We start from the raw sequence: 24,325 nt of genomic DNA on the forward strand, positions 1-24,325 counted from the left end.
TCGTGTCGGAAAGGGGAAGGTCGCATCCGCAGACAAAGCCGGCGTCGGCGCCTGTTCGCTATTTTCGGGGCCTCGAACTCGCAGTGTCAACGAACGGAAACCGGCGTGAGATGCCGGTATTTTCGTCATTCTCATTGGCGCTTCGACCTCGATAGAGTCGGCGTCGTGTCCGACTTCGGCGTCGCCCCGACGCTCTCCTTCCTAGCCCGGATCGAGGTGAGCGTTGCCGCCCCGATCGATTTGGGCGCGGGCGATGGCCCCCACCGGCGCATCGTTCCGATCCTCGGGGGTACCGTCTCTGGCCCCGACCTGAACGGTGTCGTGCTGCCCGGCGGGGCCGATTTCCAGGTTCTTCGATCGAGCACACTCACAGAACTCGAGGCTCGCTACGCCGTCGAGACCTCTGACGGCGATCGCATCTACGTCGAGAACTTCGGGCTCCGATCTGGCAGCCAGGAAGACATCACCAGGATCGTTGCCGGTCAGACGGTCGATCCGTCGAAGATCTACTTCCGTTCGTCACCTCGGCTGTCGTCGCCCGCACCGAGATGGGCCTGGCTCGCCTCGCGCATTCTCGTGGCGCGGGGTGAGCGTCGCCCCGAGAGCGTGAGACTCTACATCTTCGTCGTGGATTGAGCTCGGCTCTCGCTCTGTACCCCGGCGGGTGATCATCGGAACGGGTCTGCGACCCGGCGTGTGTTCCGAGCACCCGATCAGTCAGCGCTGCCGGACTCCGTGCGTCGAGTCGGCGCGTTGGGAACGCTGCCATATCGTACGCTCGGAAGCACCCTACGATGGCGCGAGCGCAGAGACGTGCCATCAGGGCGAGGATGGGCAGGAGATCCGCTGTGCTGAAGGTACTCAGCTACAACCTGTGGCACGGTCGCGCTCAACGCGAACTGGAGTCGCTCATCACGACCCACTCTCCCGACGTGCTCTGCGTGCAGGAAGCGTACTCATCGAGCCTGCCGACCCGGCTCGGCGGCATGACTCTGGCGTCTGGCACGACGGGTAACCGTCTGGCCGTGGCTCTGTACGTACGCTCCGATCGTTTCACTGTCGAGGCGGCGGCGAAGGTCAAGCTGTCTGTGTCACGCCACGACCGACTCGTCGGCGGAACCGACCATCGACTGGTCACAGCTCGGGTGAATGACACGCAGACGGGCAGGCGCCTGGTTCTGGGGTCGTTCCACGGCACACCGTTCACCGACTCGAACGCCTTCAGGCGCCTTCAGGTCGACGATGCCCACGAAGCGCTCCGCAGGCTGGGGCCGGGCCTGCCCACGGTGATGGCCGGCGACTACAACCATCCCATTCTGCTCAGCATGCTCCGCCGCCACCTCAAACGTCGCGGGTTCACGGTAGCGCGCACGGCCACCAGCACGTTCCACAAGAACCGGAGCCTTGTGCGGGGTAAGTTCGACCTCGCCACCATCTCGGGGCTCGACGTCAGCAGCGCCGACGTGCTACCCCGGGGAGCATCAGACCACCGGCCCGTACTGTTCACCCTCGAGTACGCCCGCTGACCGGCGAACCGGTCGCAGCGCCGTCCGTTCAGACAGCAGCCTCGACGGGTCGAGTCAGGCTGCCTTGAGGCCGGCGAGAAGCAGCTCGACAGCGGCACGCGATTCCGACGCCCAGAGCGGCCGGTCGGTTGCAGATCCGACGCCGTGCAGCACGATCATCACCGCGCCGACGGATGCGTCGGTTCGGATGGCGCCGTCGCTGCCCGCCCGAGTCACGAGGTCGGCGACGGTGCGTTCGAGTTCGATTCCACCCTCGGCCTGCGCTGCCGGGTCGACGACGGCCGCGAGAGTGCGCGCGAGGCCGGTGTGCGCGATCACATAGTCCACGAAGCCGCGCAGGAAGGCGTCGAGGTTCTCGCCGGCCGACCGAGCCGGGTCGCGGGCACGATCGCAGAGCGCGGTGACCTCCCCTTCGTAGACTGCCGCGGCCAGTGCCTCTCGGGTGGGGAAGTGCCGATAGAGCGTTCCGACTCCGACGCCGGCCCGCGCCGCGAAGTCGTCGAATCGTATCTGCTCGTTCCGATCGAACACGGTGCGGGCGGCGGCCACGATCGCATCTCTGTTACGGCGCGCATCCGCTCGCTGTGCTCGCACGGCCACGGGCAGACCTTTCGTTGACAACTGGAGATTGGCTCCATATCCTGGTAGATGGAGACAGACTCCATCTTACGGACGGAGCCGGTCGTGCGCATTCTGATGTTCGGTCGAGGCGTGATCGCGACCATCTATGGCCGTGTGCTTCACGCGGCTGGGCACGAGGTCGAGTTCTACGTGCGACCGGGTCGCGCTGCCGAATACGGAGACCTGACGCAGCTGGACTGGATCGACGGGCGCCGCAAGCCGTTCGGGCGCCGGGTTCGGGAGTCGTTCCGAACTCCGTTGCGAGAATCCATCGACGCAGGCGACGACTTCGATCTGATCGTGCTCAGCGTCGGGCACCATCGCCTCGCAGAGGCCGCCCAGTTGCTCGCTCCCCGCGTGGGCACGGCGACGATCCTGGTGTTCGGCAACCTCTGGGACGAGCCGCTCACCGCGGCCTGGCCGCTCCCGGCCGATCAGCTCGTATTCGGGTTTCCTCAGGCGGGGGGCGGTTTCGGGCACGACGGCGTGCTTTCAGGTGCGCTGCTGCCGTCGGTGATCATCGGCACGACAGCCGCCGCGCCGACAGAGCGGGAGCACGCCGTGATCGCCGCGTTCCGCCGCGCCGGCCTCGTCGTTCGGCAGGAGCAGGACATGCGAGGCTGGCTCTGGCTGCACTTCATCGCCGACGCCGGCATGTTCGCCCAAGCGATTCGGAGCGGATTGCTGGCGAACATGATCGGAGACCATCGAGCGCTCCGCGACGCGTTCCTGACCTCTCGCGAGCTGCTGCCGATACTCCGGGCCCGGGGTGTCGACCTCCGCCGGCACCCCACCGCGATGCTGCCGTACCGGCGGCCCCGCCTCGTCGCACTGCTGTTCGGATGGGCGAGCGTGCTGATCCCGATCGCCCGACGCAGCCTCGAGGCGCACACAGACCCGCACGCCGCAGAGGCCACGGCGGTCATCGAAGACACGCTGAGCGCGGCACATCGGCTCGGCATCCCCGCCCCGCGCCTCGAGGGATAGCTCGGGGCGGCTCGTTGCGGCAGTTGCCCGGCCTTCGCCTACCCGAACACGCTGAGACGTTCTGTCGAGGGCGACTCCGGGTTGTAGCCGGGGTATCCCGGCCCTCGATGAAAACGGATGTCTTCGAGGCGAACCTGCTCCCCGCACTGTGAGCAGGCGATCATGCCATCGAACTCGTGGCCGCAGGCGGCGTGCTCGAAGATCAGCGGGTCTTCGTCGGGGCCGAGAGCGTGCGCGCGACCCCAGGTCGCCATGGCGAGCAGCACGGGATAGGTGTCTCTGCCCTTCTGGGTGAGCAGATACTCGTATCGGGCGGGGTGGTTCTGGTACGGCGCCCGCTCGAGGAGACCTTCTTCGACGAGTGTCTTGAGCCGATCGGTCAGGATGTTACGGCCGATGCCCAGCGCCTCCTGCATGCCATCGAAACGGCGGTTGCGGTAGAACGCCTCCCGAAGAATCAGTACATTCCACGCGTCGCCGAAGATGACGCTGGCGCGGGCGATGGTGCATGGCCAGTCAGACGTATCAGTGCGCTTCATGGATTCCTCCGGAGGGGTGTCGGCGCCGGGCTCAGCCGTGCGGCGACTTGCGTTTCTTTATGCAACTGTTCTACAGTCTAACCCAGTTGCTTCATGCAACTCACTCGACGGAAGGAACCACGATGCTCGGCTATCGACTCAACACCACCGAAGGAACGCTGGGCGATGCCGAGCGAGGGCGGATGGTCGACGACATCCGACTCGCCGACCACGGCATCGGCACCCTCGCATGACCGGCCTGACGACCCGAGTAGCTGCGTGGGCGGCCACCGGCGGCTACGAGACCGTCGATGCACATCAGATCTTCGTTCGCCGCAGCGGTGGCGATGGGCCCCTGGTGGTGCTGCTGCACGGCTACCCGTCGAGCAGCTATGACTGGCGAGGCGTTCTGCCCGCCCTCGAAGCGACAGGCGCATCGGTTCTCGCGTTCGACTTTCTCGGCTTCGGACTCTCCGACAAACCCACCGACGTGGTCTACTCGCTGAAGATGCAGGCCGATATCGCCGAGCAGCTCATCGCCGGCCGGCCCGCACTGATCATCGCCCACGACCTCGGCGACTCCGTCGCGACCGAACTGATGGCTCGCGACATCGACGGAGCCCTCACGTTCGCCCTGAACGGGGTGATGATCACCAACGGATCTGTCATCATCGGGGAGGCGAACCTGACCGCCGCGCAGAAACTCCTCCGCGGCCGCCTCGGCCCACTCGTCGCTCGACTGATCTCGGAGAAGGTCATCCGAAAGCAGCTCGCAGGAGCCTTCTCCACCGCACACCCGTTCACCGAGGAGGAGGGCGACGACCAGTGGTCGCTGCTCTCCCACAACGGCGGCGACACGATCATCGACAAGCTCAGTTACTTCAACCGCGAACGCGTCGAATTCGCCCATCGGTGGGAAGGCGCCATCCGTGACTGGTCGGGCCGCCTCACCGTCGGCTGGGGAGTGCAGGATCGCATCTCCGGCGAGCCCGTGCTGGAGGCTATCATCAGCCTCGACCCGCAGGTTCACGTGACCCGCTGGCCCGACCTCGGGCACTTCCCGCAGGTCGAAGACGCGTCGACCGTCAGCAGACTGGCGGTCACATTCGCCACCAGCACAGTGACCGGCGAGCATTCCGACACCTGACGGCAGCGAGGTACGAGCCGCAGAACAAGCCCTCGACCTGAGGCAGACTCTGGGCTGTACTACATGCATGAACTCCGAATTGGCTCCCCTGTCGAACATCGAAGCGATCGTCTTCGACGTCATCGGTACCCTGGTCGACGAGGATGCGACCTTCGCCAGCACGTCAGCCGAGGTTGCTGCCCGCAGCGGCATCGCCGACGCCGATCAGCTCTGCACCGAGTGGGTTCGCCTGCTCGATGCGCGAATGAACGACGTCGTCACGGCAACGTCGCCGTGGCAGCCCCACCGACACCTGGTCTCGGCGGCTGGCCAGGAGGCAGTGCAGAACCTCGGCGGCAAACTGACGCCTGAGGTCACCCAGGTTCTGAATGGCGTCGACCGGATGTACCGGGCCTGGCCGGATGTGGCGGCCGGAATGCGTCAGCTGGCCTCCGACCATCTCATGGTCGGACTGAGCAACGGAGACCTCAGTTCTCTGGCCTGGCTGGCGTCGAGCAACCAGCTCTCCTGGCACGTCGCACTGTCGACGGCTGCCGTCAGAACCTTCAAGCCGGCCGACGCCGCGTACCAGTATGTCGCCGAAGCCGTAGACCTCGATCCGACGAGCACGCTGTTCGTCGCAGCACACGCCTGGGACCTCCGCGCGGCAGCGAAACAGGGGTTCCGCACCGCATTCGTCTCTCGCCCGAGGGCCGATCGACCCGCAGCCACAGACGTCGTCGACGTGACGGTGGACGACCTCCTCGAACTCGCACAAAGGGTCTAATACCTCATCGCGATGCGCCTGACCCCCGTGCGAAGATCAGTGCGTGGAGAAGCGCACGAAACGCAACGGCATCGGCCGGCTCGAAGCCTTCAGCGACGCGGTTCTCGCGATCGTGCTCACCCTGCTCGTGCTCGAGCTGCTTCCCGTCGGTGCGCAGTCTCCAGCCCAGCTGCTCGACAAATGGCCGAGCTATCTCGCTTACCTCGCTGCGTTCCTCACGATCGGCATCACCTGGCTGAACCACAACGAGCAGATGTCGCGGGTGTACCGAACCACTCCCGTCGTGCTGTTGCTGAACCTGGGAGTGCTGCTCGGCTCGTCGCTGGTACCGTGGCCCACCGCCCTCATCTCCGAGGCGCTGAAGGAGGGTGACTACGCCGATCAGTTCGCAGCCATGATCGTCTTCGCCAGCGTCGGTGTGATCATCAGCGTCACCTGGATCGCGCTCGACCTTTACCTCGTTGCTCACCCCGAGCTCCTCAATACTCCAGAAGACGCCGTGTGGATGCGCCGGCACGCCCTGTACTCGACGGGAACCCTCACCATCTCGGTGATCAGCGTGGGCCTGGCCGTGTTCTCACCGCTCGCGGCGCTCGTCTCCTACCTTGTCGTCGCGGCCGCGTTCCTTCTCGCGCGACTCCACGAGCGTACGTCTCCCGACACCGTTGACGGCGAGACGGCAGACGACACGGCGGCTGACGGATGACCGCCGACGGATGACGGCCGACGGATGGCCGTGGGCGGCGCCCCGTGCCTCGCGGGCTCGCCGGGCATCCGTTCGCACCCGCAGCCGCCGCCGCCTCGGGTAGGGTTCGATTCGTGGCAACTCGCGGTCGTCGTCCCTGGTTCCGCAGACCGTCGCGGGTGATTCCGCTCGCGGCGGGGGTGGTGGTCGCGTCGGTGGTGGTCGCGACTCTGGTGAGTCCGTGGCCGGCGGCGCTGCTCATCCGCGCCGTGTTCGAGCGTGGTGCGAGCGAGACTCTCGCCACCATGAAGCCGTACGACCCGACCGAGGGCGTCGACCAGACGCTCGACATCGAGTACGGCGGTGCGGGCGCGAGCACGAGCCTCGACGTCTTCAACCCGAGTGCGGGTACCACGCCGCTGCCGACGGTGGTGTGGATTCACGGCGGTGCCTGGATCTCGGGAGACAAGAGCCAGGTGCGCCCGTACGTGCGGCTGCTCGCCGCGGCGGGGTATACGGCGGTCGCGCTGAACTACGGGGTCTCGCCAGAACAGGTGTACCCGACCGCCCTCACCCAACTCAACGATGCCCTGGCCTTTCTCGTGGCGCACGCTGCCGAATACCGCATCGACCCGAATCACATCGTGCTGGCCGGCGACTCCGCCGGGGCGAACCTGGCCAGCCAGCTCGCCGTGCTGGCCACCAATCCTGAGTACGCGCAACGCGTGGGTGTTCGGCCGGCGCTCAGCGCTCTTCAACTGAACGGCGTGATTCTGAATTGCGGCATCTACGACGTGTCGGGCATCCCGCAGGCGCCGGGAATCGTCGGCTGGGGATTTCGGGTCGCGCTCTGGTCATACCTCGGTCAGCGCGACTGGCTGTCGACGCCCGGCGGCCAGCAGATGTCGACCGTGAATGACGTGACGAGCTCTTTTCCGCCGACCTGGATCTCTGGCGGCAACGACGACCCGCTCACTGCCGGCCAGTCGAGACCGCTCGCAGCCAGACTCGACGATCTCGGGGTGGAGGTCGAGCCGGTCTTCTACCCGGATGATCATCAGCCCGCCCTTCCGCACGAGTACCAGTTTCACCTGAACGATGCCGACGCACGCACCGCGCTCGCGTCGACGATCACCTGGCTCGGTGGCGTGACCGGTCACGTGGCTGAGCCCTAGACGGCGCCGGGAGGTGCCGCGACGGGGCCGCTGGTTCCGCGCACCACGAGCTCGACGGGGAGAACCACTGACGCTGTGTCTTCGAACGTGCCCGCCTCGAGCCCCTCGATCAGCAGCCGCGCCGAGTTGCGGCCGATCGACACGACATCCTGGCGCACCGTGGTGAGCGGCGGCGTGATGACAGAGGCGATCTCGACGTCGTCGAAGCCGACCACTGTCACGTCTTCTGGCACGCGCAGGCCCTCTTCGTGCAGCCGCTTGATGGCGCCGATCGCCATGAGGTCGTTGCCACCGAAGAGGGCGGTGAAGCGCACGTCGTTGGCCAGCAGGTCGCCGACGAGGTCGTACCCTGCCTGCATCTCGAAGTCTCCGTTCAGCACGAGTGCGTTGGGGAACGATTGGCGGATGCCCGCGACCCGTTCGACCGTCGAATTCAGCCCGGCGAAGCCCCCGATGATCACGGCCTTCGTGTGTCCGAGCGCGCGCACGTGTGCGCCCAGGAGCCGACCGCCTTCGTAGTTCTCGCTCGTGACCCACGGAATCGACGACAGGCGGTTGATTCCCTCATCGGCCAGCACGACGGGGGAGGAGAGCGCCACCTTCTCCAGCTCGTTCATCTCGTTCATCTCGCGGCCGGCCGTGTAGACCAGCCCGTCGATCATGCGAGTGCGCAGCATGTTGAAGTAGCGCTTCTCCCGGCGCGGATCCGAGTTGAAGGTGCTGCAGACGATGAGACCGAAGTCGAGTTCGTCGGCCATCTCTTCTGCGCCGCGGGCGATGCGCCCGAAGTACCAGTTCGAGATGTCGGGCACGGCGAGCCCGATCATGCGACTGCGCCCTGACTGCAGCCGGCGCGCGCCGGCGTCGGGCACGTAGCCGAACTCGTCGATGAGTCGTTTGATGCGCAAAGCGGTCTGTGGATTCACGGGGCGCTTGCCTGACATGGTGTGCGACACCGTGGTGACGCTCACACCGGCTGCGTCGGCGATCTGCTGCATGGTCCACGGCTTGGTGCTCGGCTCTGTCACGAAGATCACAGTAGCCCACAATGCGACAACCGCGGCCGGCTGCCGTACAAAGCGTGTTGCATGCGGCTTTTACACGCGTGACACATTACGAAACCAAACAGAAACAGTCGCCGCGTAGCTTCAGTGAAACGCGATTTGCAAAACGCTTTGCGCCTACACAGCTCCTGACCGTACTACTCGAAACGCACCTGGAGATCACATGCACACCACTTCCCTCCGCGGCCGGCGCTCGTTGCGCGCAGCGGCCGCCGCCGTCGGCATCGCCACCGTGCTCGCGGTCGCCACGGCCTGTTCGTCGTCGGGCAGCGCGACCACCGCGTCGTCGGGCACCGCCACCACGCCGCTCACCTTGCAGACTTCGTGGATTCCTCTGGTTCAGTTCGGCGGCAGCTACGTCGCCGAGAAAGAGGGGTACTACACGAAGAACGGGGTCGACGTCACGATTCTGCCCGGCGGCCCCGACGTCGACTCGATGGCCGCCGTCGAATCGGGCCAGGCCGACATCGCGATGGGGAACGCCGACACCGTGGCCCAGGCCAACGCGAACGGAGCCGATCTGGTGATCGTGGCCGCGGGTTTCCAGAAGAACCCGCTCGCGATTCTCTCGACGTCTGACAAGCCGATCAACACTCCGGCCGACATGGTCGGTAAGAAGATCGGCGTACCCACCGGTGACGAGGCGGCTCAGGATGCCGTGCTCAAGGCGAACAACGTCGACGCGAGCCAGGTCACTTCCGTGCCCGTCGGCTTCGATGTCGCTCCGCTGGTCAGTGGTGAGGTCGACGGCCTCTGGGTGTTCTACAGCGAGCAGCCGATCGCCTACGAGGCGGCCGCAGGCAAGCCGGGCGTCACGATGCTCACCGCCGACTACGGCCTCGACGTATACGCGCAGGTGTATGCGGTCAAGAAGGAGACGCTGGCCGACCCCACGAAGAAGGCTGCGGTCGAGGGCTTTCTGAAGGGCGAGATCGAGGGATGGCAGAACTACGTCGCAGACCCGACCGAAGCCGTCGACCTGACCGTCAACGACTACGCGAAAGACGGCGGCCTGACGATCGACGAGCAGACCAAGCAGGCCAAGCTGCAGATGGATCTGCTCGTGACCGACGAGACCAAGGCCAACGGTCTGCTGACGATCTCTGACGCGGGCATCCAGAAGAACCTGACGACGCTGGCAGCCCTCGGCATTCCGGCGACCGCGTCGTTGTTCGACACGTCGCTGCTCACCGACATCTACCAAGGCAAGAACACGATCGGCTAGCGCGGTGCGGGGCCGTGCGCCGGGCATCCCGAACCTGACGCATGGCCTCACGCCCGCACTCCCCGCAGCCGCGCCGAGCCCACCCGCCCGGCGCGGCTGCACCAGACGAACGGATGGACTGCAGCACATGAACGGCACCGGATTCACGCTCACGAACCTCACGAAGGTCTACTCCTCGAACAAACGTGACGTGCTCGCGCTCGACGACATCTCGCTCGCCGTGCCCGAAGGCTCGTTCACCGCGCTCCTGGGGCCGTCGGGCTGCGGAAAGTCGACCATCCTGCGAATCCTGGCCGATCTCGAAGACTACTCAGCCGGCGACGTCACCATTCACGGCGAGAGCCCGGCGACCATCCGCAGGGCGCATCGCCTCGGGCTGGCTCTGCAAGACCCGTCGCTGTTGCCCTGGCGTTCGGTGCGAGACAACATCCGCCTTCCCGGCCAGGTCATGCGCACCCCCATCTCGAAGAAGCGTGTCGACGACCTGATCGGCCTCGTCGGTCTCGACGGGTTCGCGGATGCCCGGCCAGCCCAGCTCTCGGGAGGAATGCGGCAGCGCGTGGCGATCGCGCGAGCCATCGTCGCCGAACCCGAGATTCTGCTGCTCGACGAGCCGTTCGGCGCGCTCGACGAGATCACTCGGCAACGCATGAACGAAGAGCTGCAGAAGCTCTGGAGCGCCACGTCGGCCACGGCGCTTCTCGTGACGCACTCGATCGCCGAGGCCGCTTTTCTCGCCGACCGGGTAATCGTCATGTCGCCCCGCCCGGGCCGCATCGTCGGAGATGTCACGGTCGACTTCCCGCGGCCGCGCCGCCGCGAGCTGCTCTCCAGCGCCGACTTCCACGCCCTGTGCGATCAACTCAGCGGGTTGTTGCACTCCGGCGGGGCCGACGACCTCGTCAGCGACGGCGAGCTCGTCGAGGCGCAGGCAGCGGCGGGGGCGTGAGCATGACGACGGCCACGCCGCATGCCCCGAACCCGACCCGTGCTGCGGCCCAGGCATCCCTGATCGCCGCGGCACGCACCAAGTCGCGCAGCCAGGCCCGTCGATCACGGATGAGCGGATGGGTCACCACCCTCCTGGTGAGCATTCTGCTCATCGTCATCTGGGAGGTCGCCGCCGACCTGGCGCTGACCCGCCTCGGCGTGATGGCGTCGCCGAGCGCCATCGTGCAGAGCCTCGCCGCAACCCCCGACCTGTATGTGAACGCGGTGATGGCCACAGCCTGGGTGGCGATTCGCGGCTGGTTCTGGGGCAACCTCGCCGCCATCGTCGCGGCCCTCGTGTTCGTGCAGATCAAGGCGTTCGAGTCGCTCTTCCTGCGACTCGCGCTCGCCCTGTTCTGCCTGCCTCTGGTTGCGGTCAACCCACTGCTGCAGGTGACCTTCGATCCCGATACGGCGAAGGTCGTTCTCGCCGCGATGTCGGTGTTCTTCGTGACCCTCGTGGGCACGATGCTCGGGCTGCGGTCAGCCGACGGCAGCCCGATGACGATGGTGAAGGCGTGGGGCGGGCGTTCGCTCGACTCGCTGTGGTTCGTGCGACTGCCGTCGGGCATCCCGGCCATCCTGACCGGGTTGCAGATCGGCGCGGCGGCGGCGACCCTCGGCGCGATCTTCGGCGAGTTCATCGGGGCAAAGGCCGGAATCGGCGTGCTGCTGATCAACGGCCTGATGTCGCTCGACCTCGGCCGGGTCTGGGCGGTGGCCGTTCTCGCCACCCTCATGGCCGCGATTCCGTACGGCCTCTTCGGGCTGCTGCGGCGCTGGCTCACGCCGTGGTCGGCGAGCATCTCGAGCGCGGCGCCCGCGCCCCAGGGCCCGCGGCGTTCGCTCGCGACTCGGTCGGGTCTGGCCTTTGCCTGGACTGTCGGGTCGATCGTGGTCATTCTGCTCGCCTGGTACGCCTACCTCTACGTCTTTCACCTGTCGCCGTTCGTCGGCAAATCGCCGACCGACGTGTTCGCCTACCTGTTCACCTCGCCGACGGCCGAGGCCAAACGCAGTGCCATCATCGAGGCGCTGGGGGTCACTCTGGTGCACTCGGGCGTCGGATACTTCGCCGGCCTGATCATCGGTGTGGTGGTGGCCGTCGTCTTCGTGCTCTATCCCGTGTCTGAGCGCGTCTTCACACCCCTGGCCGTCGCGCTGCGTTCGGTGCCGATCATCGTCTTGACCCCTGTGCTCATTCTGGCGCTCGGCCGCGGGCTCTGGGGCGTCGTCGCGATCGCGGCCATCGTCACCTTCTTTCCCACCCTCGCGAACACGCAGGGCGGCCTCAAGCGCGTGCCCTCCGACGCCTTCACGTTGATGCGCAGCTACGACTCGTCGCGCATGAGCACGCTGTTCCGGCTGCAGCTGCCGTACACCCTGCCCTCCATCTTCGCCTCCGCCCGCATCGCCGCCCCCACCGCGGTGCTGGCCTCCACGCTCGCCGAGTGGCTCGCCACCGGAGACGGTCTCGGCCACATCATCGTCAACTCCCGGGCCCACGCCGACTACACCGGGCTGTGGGCGGCGGCCGCCATTCTCACGGCGGTCTCGCTCATCTTCTACAGCCTGGTGAGCTGGGCAGAACGAGCTGTGCTCTCGCGCTACGCCCCCTCGTACACCAGCTGACCCGCGCGCCCTCGCCGGCGTCTGTTCCGGATGCCCGGCAGAGCCCGCTCGGCCGAACGCCCGTGTTTCGTACCCTCCGCCGCTCGCCCTCTCGAAAGGAACACCCGCCTCATGGCCACACCTCACATCTCCGCCGAGAACGGCGACTTCGCACCCGACGTGCTCATGCCCGGAGATCCGCGCCGGGCCAAACTCATCGCCGAGACCTTCTTCGACAACCCGAAGCTGGTGACCGAGGTGCGTGGCATCCTCGGCTACACCGGCACCTTCAACGGCAAGCCGGTCTCCGTGCTGGCCTCTGGCATGGGCATGCCCTCGCTCGCCATCTACGCGACCGAGCTGGCGCGGCACTACGGGGTGCAGCGCATCATCCGGGTGGGCACCATCGGCGCGATGGCCCCGCACCTCGCGCTCGGTGACGTGATCGCGGCATCGAGTGCGCACACGAACTCCGCGATGACGTCGGGGTGGGTGCCGAGTGTGACCTTCAGCCACGCACCCGACTTCGCTCTGCTGCGCAAGGCCGTCGAGTATGGCGAGACGAGCGGAAAGGTCATCCACGTCGGCCCGCTGTTCACCACCGACAGCTTCTACAACCCCGACACCACGGTGGTGCCCGCCTTGAAGGAGTACGGCACACTCGGCGTCGACATGGAGGCCGCAGGGCTGTACGCCGTGGCCCTGAAGGAGAAGTTCGCCGCGCTGATGATCGGCACGATCAGCGACCTGCCGGGCGAGGAGATGTCGGCCGCCGAGCGCGAGACGACGTTCGCCGACATGGTCTCGTTCGGATTGGCGGCCTTCCAGTGAACCTTCCCGCCTTCGACGGCTACCCGCGCTGGTCACAGCCGAACGAGCCCTACGCGGCGTTTCCCAAGGTCACGCTGCACGACCACCTCGACGGTTCGCTGCGCCCCGAGACCCTGATCGAACTGGCCGCCGAACACGACGTCGAACTGCCCTACGACGACCCCGAGAAGCTGGCCTCGTGGTTCACGGGCGAGATCACCGAGCCGAAGATCAACCACTGGGATGAGAAGTTCGGCCTCACGACGCGCGTGATGCAGACAGAAGAGAGCATCGCCCGGGTTGCTCGAGAGTGGGTGCGTGAGGCAGCCGCCGACGGCGTCATCTACGGCGAGACACGCTGGGCACCCGAGAAGCACATTCTGGGCGGACTGCCGCTCGTGGTGGCCGTCGAGGCGGTGGCGACCGGGCTGCAGCAGGGTGAGGCCGACGTCGCCGCGGCGGGCGGACACATCCGGGCCCGGCAGCTGCTCTGCGGCATGCGCAGCTCCACCCTGAGCTTCGAGATCGCCCGCCTGACGGTTGCGACATACGGCCGGTGGGGTGACAGCGTCGCCGGCTTCGACATCGCGGGGCCCGAAGACGGTTTTCCCGTCAGGCATCACCTGGATGCGACAGAGCTGCTGCAGCGCGAGGGCGTTCCGTTCACGCTCCACACCGGCGAGGCCGACGGCGAGCACAGCGTGTGGGAGACGGTACATCTCGCGCACGCCCTGCGCCTGGGGCACGGCACCCGTGTCATCGAAGACGTGACGCTGAACGGACGCCCGCTGAACGTGCGCACGGCCGTGAAAGAGGTGGCCGCCGCCCGCGAGTCGGGCCGTGCTGAACTCGAGCTGGGTAAGACCGCGCAGTGGGTCGTCGACAGGCGCATTCCGCTCGAGCAGTGCGTGACCTCGAACTCGAAGGGCGGGGTCGTGCTCGGCATCGACAACCACCCCATCGACCTGCTGCGCTCGCTCGGTTTCACGGTGACGATCAACCCCGACAATCGGGGCATGTCGAAGACGTCGATAAGCCAGGAGTTTCGCCGCATCGAGAGCCAGTTCGGCTGGGGTGTGCCCGAATTCACAGAGGCCGAGCGGGCGGGCGTCGAAGCGACCTTCCTGTCGCGCGCCGACCGTGACGCGTTGCGGGTGCGGCTCGACGAGTCGATTGCGGCGTTCGGGGCGTGATCAGCGCGTGCGGCACCGGCAGGCATCCGGGTCAGGCGGTGGCGTCGGCGCTGCGAGCGGCACAGGCGGTGCGGGCTTCGTGGGCGGTGCGTTCCGGGGCGAACGGCGACGTCGATGAGTGACCTCGTGATCACGGGCGCCACCGTTCTGCTGCACACCGCAGCCGGCGAGGTCGAGTTCGTGAGCGGCAAGACCCTCGTCATCGCGGGCGGCGTGTTCACGGTGGTCGACGACGCCGACAGCCCGGATGCCCGCGCAGCCGTCGAGGCGGCCATCCGGGCCGGGGGCGAGGCGGCCGGTGCGCTCATCGACGCCGCCGGCATGGTGGCCATGCCCGGGTTCATCAACTGCCACACGCACTCGCCCATGGTGATGTTCCGCGGCGCCGCAGAAGACGTGCCCGAATCGCGGTGGTTCAACGAGTTCATCTGGCCGATGGAGGTGAACCTCACCGACGAAGACGTCGAGATCGCCGCGTGGCTGGCCACGGCGGAGATGATCCGCAGCGGCGTGACGACGTTCGCCGATCACTACTTCAGCATGCCGTCGATCGCCAAGGTCGTCGACGGCAGCGGGCTGAGGGCGGTTCTCGGCGCAACGTACTTCTCGTCAGACGGCGCGGCGGGGCTCGCCCAGTCGCTCGGCTTCGCCCTCGAGTACCGCGAGGCATCCGGAGGCCGCATCACCACGGCGCTGGCCCCGCACGCCACCTACACGGTGAACGACGCCGATCTCGCCGCGACCAGCGCTGCCGCCCTCGAGCACGACCTGCTCGTGCACATCCACGCCAGCGAAGACCGGCACCAGATGAAACACAGCCGTGAGCGGTTCGGGCACACGCCGATCGAGACGCTGAGGCGGGCCGGGATGCTCGAGACCCGGCTGCTCATCGCACACGGTATCGGCATCGTCGCCGAAGACCTGCCGCTTCTCGCCGCAGGCTCGGGGCGCATCGGGTTCGGCAGTGCGCCGCGGGGATACCTGAAGAACGGATTCGACACCACGCCCGTTCGCCTCATCGACTCGTTCGGCATACCCGTGGGGCTCGCCACCGACGGCGCCGCCTCCAACAACACGCTCGACGTGTGGGAGGCGATGACGTTCATGAACCTCACCCAGAAGGCGCGCGAGAACGACCAGACGTACATGACGAGCCGGCAGGTTCTGGGTCACGCGACCACGAAGAGCGCCGCTGCGGTTCAGCTCGGCGACACGATCGGCAGCATCGCGCCCGGCCGCAAGGCCGACCTGATTCTCGTCGACCTGAGCGACCCCCGTTCGCAGCCCGTGCACGACTACGCGAACACCATCGTGCACTCGGCGCGCTCGAGCGACGTCGACACGACCATCGTCGACGGGCGGGTGCTGATGCGGCACAAGAAGATTCTGACGATCGACGTGCCGGCGGTGATCGCCGAGCTGGCGCCGCGACTGGCTCGCCTCACCGACCGGAGTCACGGAACGAGCATCCAGGACTACGACGCCTGATCGACCGGTGGTCGCGGCGCGCCGGTGGCGGGTGGGTCGGCGGTCGGCGACGGAGCCGGCGTCGGCGGGGTGGCAGTCAGCTGGCAGGTCGGCTGCCGGCGGGTCGGCAGTCAGTGGGTCGGCAGCGCGGCGACGAAGTCGGCGAGCACGGCGAGCGAGCCCTCGACGGTGGCCGCCAGAATGGTCTCGCCCTTCTCAGCGGTCGCGCTGGCGGGGTCGCCGAAGACGCCCGAGGCCGAGAAATGGTGCAACTGCATGGGGCGCGTGCCGAAGTCTGACGGAAACGTCGGGTACTCCGCCGTGTACCGCTCCGGATGCACGGAGCCCGGGTCGATCGCGAGCATGAGCGAGGTCTCGATCTCCTCGGCGTGTAGGAGGCCCGGCGCCGCCTCGCGACTCTCGCGCACTGCTGCAGCCGCGGCGTCCATTCCGGGGTAGTCGAGCGCGATCGTTGCGATCACGCCGTCTGCCGCCAGCCGTCGAGCCGCCGCATACAACGGAACCCGGTTGCCCCAGTCGCCGTTGACGATCACGAGTCCGCGCGCCCCGCCCGACGCGAGGGCGCGGCCGATGTCGAGAACGATCGAAGTGACCGTCTCGGGCGCCAGCGAGACCGTTCCCGGGTAGCCCGCGTTGTTCCAGGTCGCGCCATAGTTCACCGGTGGTAGTAGAAGCGCATCCAGCCGTTCCGCCAGCCGGCGCGCCACCTCGGCGGCGGTCGCCGTGTCGGTGCTGAGGGGCAGGTGCGGCCCGTGCTGCTCGAGGGCGCCGAACGGCAGTATGGCAAGGCCGTTGCCCGCGGCGAAGTGCGCCGCGACATCCGGCCACGGTGAGAACGCGGCCTCGATCATCCGGCGACCGCCTCGCCCGCCAGCCACCGCACCGTGCGGTCGAAGAGAACGCCGAACCCCTGCCACTGCATGAACGGGGGCGGAGCCCAGTGCGGGGCGATGTCTGAGGTGAACGCACCGGTTCGCCCCGCGCCGTACGAGTCGATGACGAGCAGCGGATGCCCGGCGCACTCGGCGAGCACGCTCGCCGACGGCTTCGCCTCGACCTCGTTGAGCCCCAGAAGGGCGGGCCACTCGCCGCCGAGACCGTCGGTGATCTCGTGTACGCCGGTCGCCTGAGGGTGGGCGCCGGCCGACAGCTCCACCCGGTCATCCCGGTCGAGCACCGTAACCGCCAGCGCGGGTGCGAGCGGCGACCGACCCCAGCGGGCCTTCGCGTCGATGCCCGAGAACGTGAGGTAGCCGCCCACCATCAGCAGCCCGCCGCCGTTCTCGACGAAGCCGCGCACGGCCTCGCTGCGGTCGGGCTCGGGAGTCGAGTGCACGAACGTGCCCGGCGGTACCTGGAAGGTGTTGGCGCCGACGTCAGAGATGACGATGACATCGGCGATGGCTGCGAGCTCCTCGCTCGTCGAAGGCACACGAAGAGTGATCTCGTGCGCCGGAACGTGCGTCACCTCGTGCCCGGCCGCGCGAAGTGCCGCGACGAATTCAGCACCTCCCAGCGTGAACTCGGAGGTGTAGAAGGCGTCGAAGCCCTTCTGGTGAACGGAGTAGACGAACCACGATTCGCCGAGAAGCAACACACGTGCCATGACTCCAGCCTTCCTGCCGGCGGGCGAGCGTGCAGCGTGTCGCTGTCGACGCAGGTACCGGCTTCAGAACTGTACTAAACGTTTTGCACGCCGCGTCGACGCGACTGCGCATTCGGCCCCGATGTAGCCCAGATTTATCGCATCCGAAACACAGGTGTAACGATGCAAAGCGTCTTGCGGGATAGCTTCGACGCATGAAACACTCGCTCACGGCAACCCTGTGGAACGGCGTCGACTACCGCGCCCTCAGCACCCTCGACTGGCACGACGACGGCATCGACGGCGAGATCGACGCGGTGCGCACGGGTGACGCCGGCACGGGCATCCGGATGCCCGGCGAAACCGGTGACTACAGCATCATTCCCGGCCTGATCGACACCCATGTGCATCTCGTCGGCAACGCCGCCGCAACACCCGCCGACTTTCTGACCTGGCCCCTCACCACCCGGCCCGAGGAGCAGACACTGCACGGCCTCGCCCACGCGGTCGAGGCGATGCAGGGTGGGGTGACGACAGTGCGCGACCTTGCCGCCGACGACATTCAGTTCTCGCTGCGCCGAGCCATCGACGCAGCGGTCGTGACGGGCCCACGGATGCTCGCCTACGGTGTCGTGAACATGACCGCCGGGCACAGCGACCTATTCATTCCGCCCGCCGTCGCACTTCGCAAACCCGTCGCCGACGGCCCCGACGCCTGTCGCGCTCTCGTGCGGCACTGGGCGCGCTCGGGCACCGACGGCATCAAGATCCCGGTGAGCGGGGGAGTGCTGTCGGTGGGCGACAAGAGTGCCTGGCGCAACTATACCCGCGCCGAGATCGCTGCCATCGTCGATGAAGCGCACGCCTTCGGCATGCTGGTCGCGGCGCACGCGCACACCGAGGCGGGAATCCAGGTCGCCCTCGAGGAGGGAATCGATTCCATCGAGCACGGCACACTGATGAGCGCCCACCAGGCCACCGCGATCGCGGCGAAGGGCCTGACCGTTGCGCCAACACTGCTGATCAACGAGCGCATCGCCGCCGGTCAGAACGGGGTCTCTCCGGCCCAGTCGGAGAAGGCGCAGGAGCTCGTGGCGAACCGCAACCGTCTGATGCGCGTCGCGGCGGATGCCGGGGTCGACTTCGTTCTCGGCACCGACGCCAACGGCCACCACGTGAAGTTCGGCGACCAGATGGAGGAGGTGCGGCTCATGGCCGCGATCTTCGGCTGGAGCGCGGAGCGGGCGCTGCAGGCGGCGACCTCGCGGGCGGCGTCGGCGATCGGCCGGGCCTCCACCGTCGGCACACTGGCCGAGGGCCGGCCGGCCGACTTCCTCGTCATGCGCGGCCGCCCCTGGCAGAACATCGACGACCTGCGCCTCGAGAACCTCGTGGCGGTCGTCTCGCGCGGGCGCGTGGTGGCGGGTGCCCTGCCGGCTGAGTAGCGCTTCCCGAAGGGATTCGGCGCGGTGCGTCTATCGGAATTCAGCCCTGAGCACGCCTCGCTCCGCGCGATGCCGCGCTCACCGACGACTCTGTTGCGCTGGATTCTGCCGCTGGCGGCGAATTGGGTCACGATCGCGATCAACATCATTGTGGCGGCAAGCGATCCGCTTCTCAATAGGAAGAATCTGAGACGTGTCTGTCGAAATGGCCGGGTGCCGTTCGTAGACCTTCTGAAGGCACCCCCCCCAGAGGTGACTCGAAACAAGGGAAGACGACCATGAATCTCACGATCTCGATACAGGTCAGCGTCGACGGAGTCATGCAGGCCAACGGCGGCAACAACGACGAGCTCGACCCGGGCTTCACGCGCGGCGGCTGGGCCATCCCGACCGGCGACGCCGAGTCGTTCGCGTACATCGTGAGCACGTGGCAGCGCGCCGATGCGTTTCTGCTCGGGCGCAAGACGTACGGGCTGTTCGCGCAGTACTGGGGAGGGCAGGATGACGACGCGAATCCCTTCTCGGGTGCGATGAACCCTCGGCCGAAGTACGTCGTGTCGAACACCCTGACCGACCCGGAGTGGGCCAATACGACGGTGATCTCGGGCGACGTCGCGGCGAGCATCCGGGAGCTGAAGGCGCAACCGGGCGGCGAACTCGTCGTCGTCGGCAGCGGGATGCTCGCCCGGTGGCTGCTCGAGAACGAACTGGTCGACGAGATCAACCTCATCGTGTGCCCCGTCATCGTCGGTGACGGGCAGAGGCTGTTTCCGCAGCAGGGGAAGGACTTCGCGCTCGACCTCGTCGAGACAAAGGTCTTTCCGACGGGTGTGCTCGCGCAGACCTACCGGCCCGCTGGACGGCCGACCTACGCGTGAGGCTGGCCGCCGCACCTACCCCTGAGAGAGGATGAGAACATGCAGTACCTGGTCAACGTCATCGACTACCGCAGCGAGTCCGGCACCGACGAAGAAGCGGTGGCGATCGACGCCTTCAACGAGAAACTCCGCGCGGGTGGGCACTGGGTGTTCGCCGCGGGTCTCGCCGACCCGACCACCTCGACGGTGATCGACGGCAGGGGAGACGAGCCGATCTTCACCGACGGGCCCTTCGTCGAGGCGAAGGAGTGGGCCGCCGGGCTCTGGATCATCGAGGCCCCCGACCTCGACGTCGCCCTCAGGCTGATGGCAGAGGGGTCGAGGGCCTGCAACCGGCGCCTCGAGGTGCGCCCGGTGCTCGCGCCGCCGGCGTGACCGACGCCCGCGGCGGCCAGCGCGTCCGCGACAACCGCGACGCGCGTGCTTCGGATGCCCGCGACGCCCGCGGCGTGCAGCGCGCCCGCGACGACGGCGCCGACCGCGACGCGCGCGCCCCGGATGCCCGCGACGCCCTGACCCGCGCCCACCGCGACGAGTGGCCGCGGGTCGTCGCGACCCTCGCAAAGCGATTCGCCAACCTCGACCTGGCCGAAGAATCGGCGGCAGAAGCCTTCGCGGCCGCCGCCGAGCGCTGGCCGGCGGAGGGCATCCCACCGAACCCGGGCGGCTGGCTCACCACGACAGCGACGCGCAAGGCCATCGACTCGATACGCCGCGAGAGCACCCGTGACGCCCGATACAGAGAGGCGCTACTCGTGAACGATACGCAGCCCGAGCCTCTCGGCGCCATCGACGACGATCGGCTGCGCCTGATCTTCGTCTGCTGCCACCCGGCACTCGCGATGAACGCCCGCGTCGCCCTGACGCTGCGCATGGTGGGCGGCCTGAGCGTGCCCGAGATCGCGAGCGCCTTCCTCGTGCATGACACCACGATGGGCGCTCGCCTCACCCGCGCCAAGGCCAAGATCGCGGCCGCGGGCATCCCGTTTCGCCTGCCCGACGCCGACGACGTTCCGCGCCGCGTTTCGGGTGTGCTGGCGGTGTTGTTCCTGATCTTCAACGAGGGCTACCTCGCGTCGAATGCCGACTCTGCGCCCGTGCGCGATGACCTTACCGGCGAGGCGATTCGACTCGCCCGCCTGGTGCGTCAGCTGCTGCCGCTCGATGGCGAGGTGAGTGGGATGCTCGCCCTCCTGCTGCTCATCGACGCACGCCGCGCGGCCCGCGTGTCACCCTCCGGCGAGCTGGTGCCGCTCGCCGAGCAAGACCGCCGTCTGTGGAACACGGTTCAGATCGCCGAAGGGCACGCCCTCGTACGCGAGCGATTGGCTTCTGGTCAGGCGCCCGGCCGCTACCAGCTGCTCGCGGCCATCAACGCCGTGCACACCGATGGCGACGCCACCGACTGGGCGCAGGTGGTGGCGCTCTACGACCAGCTCCTCACGCTCGACCCCTCGCCGATCGTGCGGCTCAACCGGGCGATCGCGGTGGGGGAGAGTGGCGATTTGGAGGCCGGCCTCGCCCTGATCGATGACCTCGAGCCCGACCTGTCGGAGTACCACGCGTTCCACGCCGCGCGGGCGCACGTCTTATCGCGTCTGGGTCGCAGCGCTGCCTCCCGCGACGCGTACGACGCAGCGATCGGCCTCGCGGGCAACGCCGCCGAGGTCGCCTTCCTCACGCGCCGCCGAGACGAGGGTGCCGTCGATGCAGAGAACGTCAAGCGAACGTAGGCGAGCGGGGGTCGACTGACGACGCCGTCAGAGCGCCGACCGCCGACGGCTAGTCGAGAACGCGGGCGGCCCAGCCCGGCGCGTCGAGCCTCACCACGTCAGTGCCGACGAAGAGCCGGAGCGCGTTCTCGAGGGCACCCACCGATTCGGCGCCCACCTGCCTCTCCCACCGTTCGCGTATCTCGTTGAAGATGGTCTCGCCTTCGTGCAGCATGGCGAGCCCTCGCTCAGTGACCCGGAGGCGCATCCGGCGGCGGTCTTCGGAGTCGGGCTCGCGCATGACATAGCCGCGTTGTTCGAGGATCGATATCGTTCTGGCCGCAGCCTGTTTCGTCACAGACATCGCGCGACCGAGCTGGGAAGCGTCTGCTGCCCCGGAGAGGATCGAGTGCAGCGCGAAATCGTGCACCGGCCGAATGTCGTCGTACCCGCGTTTCGCCAGCTCGACGGTGGCCTGGTCGGCGAACGATCGGAACCCAGCGAGCATCAGCAGAGCGAGGTCGGCACCGGAACGAGACACAGGGCAAGTCTAGATCGCGTTTGCAATCGACAATCATGTTGTCTAGTCTAATAGACAACAAGCTTGTCTAAATTGGAGCCTCATGACGATCATCACCCCCCTCGGCGCGACCATTCCGCAGGTCACCCACCACCTCACGCCGATCAACGGCACAGAGATCCACTACGTGTCGGCGGGCACCTCGGGGTCGCCCATCGTTCTCGTGCACGGATGGCCGGAGACGTGGTGGGCCTTCAGAAAACTGATTCCGCTTCTCGCCGAGACCCATCGCGTCTACGCCCTCGACCTCCGGGGCTTCGGAGACTCCGGCAATGCCGAGGGCGACTACGACGAGCACACCGTCGCTGAAGACCTGCACCAGTTCGTCGAGCACCTCGGCTCGGGGCCGGTGCACCTGCTCGCACAAGACATCAGCGGCGGCGTCGCCTTTCGATTCGCCGCCACACACCCCGCCGACGTGCTCAGCTTCACCGCAGTCGAATCGGCTCTGGTCGGGTTCGGGCTCGAGGCCCTCGCCGACGTCAACGCCTTCGGGTCGTGGCATGTCGGGTTTCTCGGAGCCCCGGGCATTCCGTCTCTTCTCCTGCCGGGCCACGAGCGCGACTTGATCGCCGGCTGGGCCTATCCGATGATGAACGGCACCGACGGTGCGGTGACCCCGGCCGACCTCGACGAATCCGTTCGCACCTACTCCCGAGCGGATGCCTGGCGTGGCACCGAAGGCCTGTACCACTCCATCTTCACCGACAAGGGATCGACCAAGGCGCTCGCCGAAAGCAACCCGCTCGCCGTACCGGTGCTCGCCGTCGGGGGAGTCAACTACCCCTTCACTCCGGATGCGTTCCGTGCGGTGAGCGCGGGCGAGTTCACGGCAGTGCACATCGAAAACGTCGGACACCTCGTCGCACAAGAAGCGCCAGAGTCACTCGCTGCGGCGGTTCTCGACTTCACCGCTGGGGTCGACGAGGGTCTGCGTGTCGTGTAGCACGGGTGTCTCATCGCACGGTCTATTCGCGCTCGCGACGCCGGCTCGCGGTCGCAGTCGCGGTCGCCGTCGTGGCGAGCGGAGCGATTCGGGCGATCGGTGCGATCCGGGCGATCCAGAGCTTCATTGCTCCAGCTGAGGGGCCGGTGTGGCTGTTGCCGCCGGTGCGGCTGCGCGCAGCCACTCGCGGGCCGCGGTGACCAGCGCCGCGACTCCGCGGTCGAGCGTCGGCTGAATCTCGGGCGCGAACTTCGACGAGTGGTTCGACGGAATATCGCGATCGAGGGTGCCCGCGCTCGCAGCGGCGAGGTACGTCTCGGGATGCGCGCCGCCGAGTATCCAGTACACCAACGGCGCCTTCGCGGCGGTGGCCAGCAGCCCCACGTCTTCGCTGCCCGAGACCTGGCCGGGGTCGACGACGGCCCGCTCGCCGAACGCCGACCGGAAGGCCGCCATCGTGCGCTCGGTCGCAGCCACGTCGTTCACCGTCACGGGAAACGATTCGGCGAGCTCGATCGTGGGCGGTTGGGCATCCGACGCCGCAGCCTCGGCACGCGCGATGCGCTCGATCGACCCGAGCAGCCGCTGCCGTACCTCCTCGCTGTACGCGCGCACGCTCAGCCCCAGCTCGGCACTCTCGGGAATGATGTTGTTCTTCGAACCGGCATTCAGCCGCCCGACCGTGACGACCGAAACCTCCTGCGGGGCGACCTCCCGCGCCACGATCGTCTGCAGCCGCCCGACGATCGCCGCCGCGATCACGATGGGATCGATCGTCGTCTCGGGCCGCGACCCGTGCCCGCCGCGGCCGTGCACGGTGATGTCGAGGCTGTCGGCCGAGGCGTACGCCGGCCCCGCGTGAGCGCCGAGCAGCCCCGCGGGCGCAGGCCCCACGTGTTGGCCGAGCACCACGTCAGGCACCGGCACCTTCTCGTAGAGGCCGTCGTCGAGCATCGCCTGGGCGCCGTTGCCGACCTCCTCGGCCGGCTGAAAGAGCGCCACGACTGTGCCGCCCCATTCCGCTCGCGTTCGCGCCAGCTGGTGTGCCGCACCGATCAGGCACGCCACGTGAACGTCGTGCCCACACGCGTGCATGACGCCGGGTGTGCTGCTCGCGTAGGTCAGGCCGGTGTCTTCGACGACGGGTAGAGCATCCATGTCGGCTCGTAGCAGCACCGTTGGCCCGTCGCCGTTGCGCAGCACCCCGACCACCCCGGTGCGCCCGATGTGCTCGATGACCTCGAACCCTGCAGCGCGCAACTCGGCGGCAGCAATCGCGGCCGTTCGTGTCTCTTCGAATGAAAGCTCCGGATGCTCGTGCAGGTCGAGGTACAGCTCGTCGACGTTCATGCACCCATCCTCCTGCTTGCGCC

Annotated in this window: 25 protein-coding genes; 18 read left to right on the forward strand and 7 right to left on the reverse strand. The window is 67.5% G+C overall.

The window, feature by feature from the left end:
* Positions 1-165 precede the first annotated feature (165 nt).
* Together V3W46_RS19405 and V3W46_RS19410 are read left to right on the forward strand one after the other, a co-directional pair.
* Positions 166-636 (forward strand): DUF3237 domain-containing protein, encoded by a 471-nt coding sequence (locus V3W46_RS19405; protein ID WP_331784788.1) that lies wholly within the window; start codon positions 166-168, stop codon positions 634-636.
* 212 nt (positions 637-848) lie between these two features.
* A complete protein-coding gene (locus tag V3W46_RS19410; RefSeq protein ID WP_331784789.1) occupies positions 849-1,526 on the forward strand; it encodes an endonuclease/exonuclease/phosphatase family protein in 678 nt (225 codons plus the stop codon).
* Positions 1,527-1,580: 54 nt separating this feature from the next.
* Here the strand turns inward: V3W46_RS19410 and V3W46_RS19415 are convergent, their stop codons facing one another.
* Complete coding sequence (locus tag V3W46_RS19415) at positions 1,581-2,126, reverse strand: TetR/AcrR family transcriptional regulator (RefSeq protein WP_331784790.1); 546 nt, start codon at positions 2,124-2,126, stop codon at positions 1,581-1,583.
* 84 nt (positions 2,127-2,210) lie between these two features.
* Here V3W46_RS19415 and V3W46_RS19420 point away from each other — a divergent pair, with 84 nt between their 5' ends.
* On the forward strand, positions 2,211-3,134 hold the full coding sequence (locus V3W46_RS19420; protein ID WP_331784791.1) for a ketopantoate reductase family protein: 924 nt from the start codon (positions 2,211-2,213) through the stop codon (positions 3,132-3,134).
* 38 nt (positions 3,135-3,172) lie between these two features.
* Here V3W46_RS19420 and V3W46_RS19425 read toward each other — a convergent pair whose 3' ends face one another.
* A complete protein-coding gene (locus V3W46_RS19425) occupies positions 3,173-3,673 on the reverse strand; it encodes a winged helix-turn-helix transcriptional regulator (RefSeq protein WP_331784792.1) in 501 nt (166 codons plus the stop codon).
* A 229-nt stretch (positions 3,674-3,902) separates the two neighbouring features.
* On the opposite strand from V3W46_RS19425, the gene V3W46_RS19430 reads away from it, so the two are divergent.
* The 4 genes from V3W46_RS19430 to V3W46_RS19445 all read left to right on the forward strand — a co-directional run bounded on the left by V3W46_RS19430 (position 3,903) and on the right by V3W46_RS19445 (position 7,425).
* Positions 3,903-4,799 (forward strand): alpha/beta fold hydrolase, encoded by an 897-nt coding sequence (locus V3W46_RS19430; RefSeq protein ID WP_331784793.1) that lies wholly within the window; start codon positions 3,903-3,905, stop codon positions 4,797-4,799.
* A gap of 67 nt (positions 4,800-4,866) precedes the next feature.
* On the forward strand, positions 4,867-5,565 hold the full coding sequence (locus V3W46_RS19435; protein ID WP_331784794.1) for a haloacid dehalogenase type II: 699 nt from the start codon (positions 4,867-4,869) through the stop codon (positions 5,563-5,565).
* A gap of 43 nt (positions 5,566-5,608) precedes the next feature.
* Positions 5,609-6,271 (forward strand): TMEM175 family protein, encoded by a 663-nt coding sequence (locus V3W46_RS19440; RefSeq protein ID WP_331784795.1) that lies wholly within the window; start codon positions 5,609-5,611, stop codon positions 6,269-6,271.
* A gap of 113 nt (positions 6,272-6,384) precedes the next feature.
* Entirely contained in the window at positions 6,385-7,425 is a 1,041-nt protein-coding gene (locus V3W46_RS19445) for an alpha/beta hydrolase (protein WP_331784796.1), read from the forward strand.
* Here V3W46_RS19445 and V3W46_RS19450 read toward each other — a convergent pair.
* Positions 7,422-8,453 (reverse strand): LacI family DNA-binding transcriptional regulator, encoded by a 1,032-nt coding sequence (locus V3W46_RS19450; RefSeq protein ID WP_331784797.1) that lies wholly within the window; start codon positions 8,451-8,453, stop codon positions 7,422-7,424. The genes V3W46_RS19445 and V3W46_RS19450 overlap by 4 nt on opposite strands.
* Before the next feature lie 199 nt (positions 8,454-8,652).
* On the opposite strand from V3W46_RS19450, the gene V3W46_RS19455 reads away from it, so the two are divergent.
* From V3W46_RS19455 to V3W46_RS19480, 6 genes are all read left to right on the forward strand, one after another.
* Positions 8,653-9,714: an ABC transporter substrate-binding protein gene (locus V3W46_RS19455; protein ID WP_331784798.1), complete on the forward strand. Its 1,062-nt coding sequence runs from the start codon at positions 8,653-8,655 to the stop codon at positions 9,712-9,714.
* Positions 9,715-9,841: 127 nt separating this feature from the next.
* Positions 9,842-10,663 (forward strand): ABC transporter ATP-binding protein, encoded by an 822-nt coding sequence (locus tag V3W46_RS19460; protein WP_331784799.1) that lies wholly within the window; start codon positions 9,842-9,844, stop codon positions 10,661-10,663.
* Positions 10,664-10,665: 2 nt separating this feature from the next.
* The gene (locus V3W46_RS19465) at positions 10,666-12,336 is read left to right on the forward strand and encodes an ABC transporter permease (protein ID WP_331784800.1); all 1,671 of its coding nucleotides are present in this window, start codon (positions 10,666-10,668) and stop codon (positions 12,334-12,336) included.
* 111 nt (positions 12,337-12,447) lie between these two features.
* Positions 12,448-13,146: a purine-nucleoside phosphorylase gene (gene deoD, locus V3W46_RS19470; RefSeq protein WP_331784801.1), complete on the forward strand. Its 699-nt coding sequence runs from the start codon at positions 12,448-12,450 to the stop codon at positions 13,144-13,146.
* The gene (locus tag V3W46_RS19475; protein ID WP_331784802.1) at positions 13,143-14,318 is read left to right on the forward strand and encodes an adenosine deaminase family protein; all 1,176 of its coding nucleotides are present in this window, start codon (positions 13,143-13,145) and stop codon (positions 14,316-14,318) included. The genes deoD and V3W46_RS19475 overlap by 4 nt, the downstream gene beginning before the upstream one ends.
* A 114-nt stretch (positions 14,319-14,432) precedes the next feature.
* Positions 14,433-15,806: an amidohydrolase gene (locus tag V3W46_RS19480; protein WP_331784803.1), complete on the forward strand. Its 1,374-nt coding sequence runs from the start codon at positions 14,433-14,435 to the stop codon at positions 15,804-15,806.
* Positions 15,807-15,916: 110 nt separating this feature from the next.
* On the opposite strand, the gene V3W46_RS19485 is transcribed toward V3W46_RS19480, so the two are convergent.
* Together V3W46_RS19485 and V3W46_RS19490 are read right to left on the reverse strand one after the other, a co-directional pair.
* Entirely contained in the window at positions 15,917-16,657 is a 741-nt protein-coding gene (locus V3W46_RS19485) for a creatininase family protein (RefSeq protein WP_331784804.1), read from the reverse strand.
* On the reverse strand, positions 16,654-17,412 hold the full coding sequence (locus V3W46_RS19490) for a glutamine amidotransferase (protein ID WP_331784805.1): 759 nt from the start codon (positions 17,410-17,412) through the stop codon (positions 16,654-16,656). The genes V3W46_RS19485 and V3W46_RS19490 overlap by 4 nt, the downstream gene beginning before the upstream one ends.
* 194 nt (positions 17,413-17,606) lie before the next feature.
* Between V3W46_RS19490 and V3W46_RS19495 the strand changes: the two genes are divergently transcribed.
* From V3W46_RS19495 to V3W46_RS19510, 4 genes are all read left to right on the forward strand, one after another.
* Positions 17,607-18,836, forward strand: a complete 1,230-nt coding sequence (locus V3W46_RS19495) for an amidohydrolase family protein (protein WP_331784806.1) — start codon at positions 17,607-17,609, stop codon at positions 18,834-18,836.
* A gap of 278 nt (positions 18,837-19,114) precedes the next feature.
* Positions 19,115-19,714 carry a dihydrofolate reductase family protein gene (locus tag V3W46_RS19500; RefSeq protein WP_331784807.1) on the forward strand — a complete coding sequence of 200 codons (600 nt, stop codon included), beginning with the start codon at positions 19,115-19,117 and terminating at the stop codon, positions 19,712-19,714.
* 39 nt (positions 19,715-19,753) lie between these two features.
* The gene (locus V3W46_RS19505; RefSeq protein WP_331784808.1) at positions 19,754-20,089 is read left to right on the forward strand and encodes a YciI family protein; all 336 of its coding nucleotides are present in this window, start codon (positions 19,754-19,756) and stop codon (positions 20,087-20,089) included.
* A gap of 74 nt (positions 20,090-20,163) precedes the next feature.
* Positions 20,164-21,447: an RNA polymerase sigma factor gene (locus tag V3W46_RS19510; protein WP_331784823.1), complete on the forward strand. Its 1,284-nt coding sequence runs from the start codon at positions 20,164-20,166 to the stop codon at positions 21,445-21,447.
* A gap of 49 nt (positions 21,448-21,496) precedes the next feature.
* Here V3W46_RS19510 and V3W46_RS19515 read toward each other — a convergent pair whose 3' ends face one another.
* Positions 21,497-21,967: a MarR family winged helix-turn-helix transcriptional regulator gene (locus tag V3W46_RS19515; RefSeq protein ID WP_331784809.1), complete on the reverse strand. Its 471-nt coding sequence runs from the start codon at positions 21,965-21,967 to the stop codon at positions 21,497-21,499.
* A gap of 82 nt (positions 21,968-22,049) precedes the next feature.
* Here V3W46_RS19515 and V3W46_RS19520 point away from each other — a divergent pair, with 82 nt between their 5' ends.
* Positions 22,050-22,952, forward strand: a complete 903-nt coding sequence (locus V3W46_RS19520) for an alpha/beta fold hydrolase (RefSeq protein ID WP_331784810.1) — start codon at positions 22,050-22,052, stop codon at positions 22,950-22,952.
* A gap of 123 nt (positions 22,953-23,075) precedes the next feature.
* Here the strand turns inward: V3W46_RS19520 and V3W46_RS19525 are convergent, their stop codons facing one another.
* Complete coding sequence (locus tag V3W46_RS19525; protein WP_331784824.1) at positions 23,076-24,302, reverse strand: amidohydrolase; 1,227 nt, start codon at positions 24,300-24,302, stop codon at positions 23,076-23,078.
* Between the last annotated feature and the right edge of the window lie 23 nt (positions 24,303-24,325).

This window comes from Subtercola sp. YIM 133946, assembly GCF_036553535.1.
In the GTDB taxonomy this organism is placed as follows: Bacteria; Actinomycetota; Actinomycetes; order Actinomycetales; family Microbacteriaceae; genus Subtercola.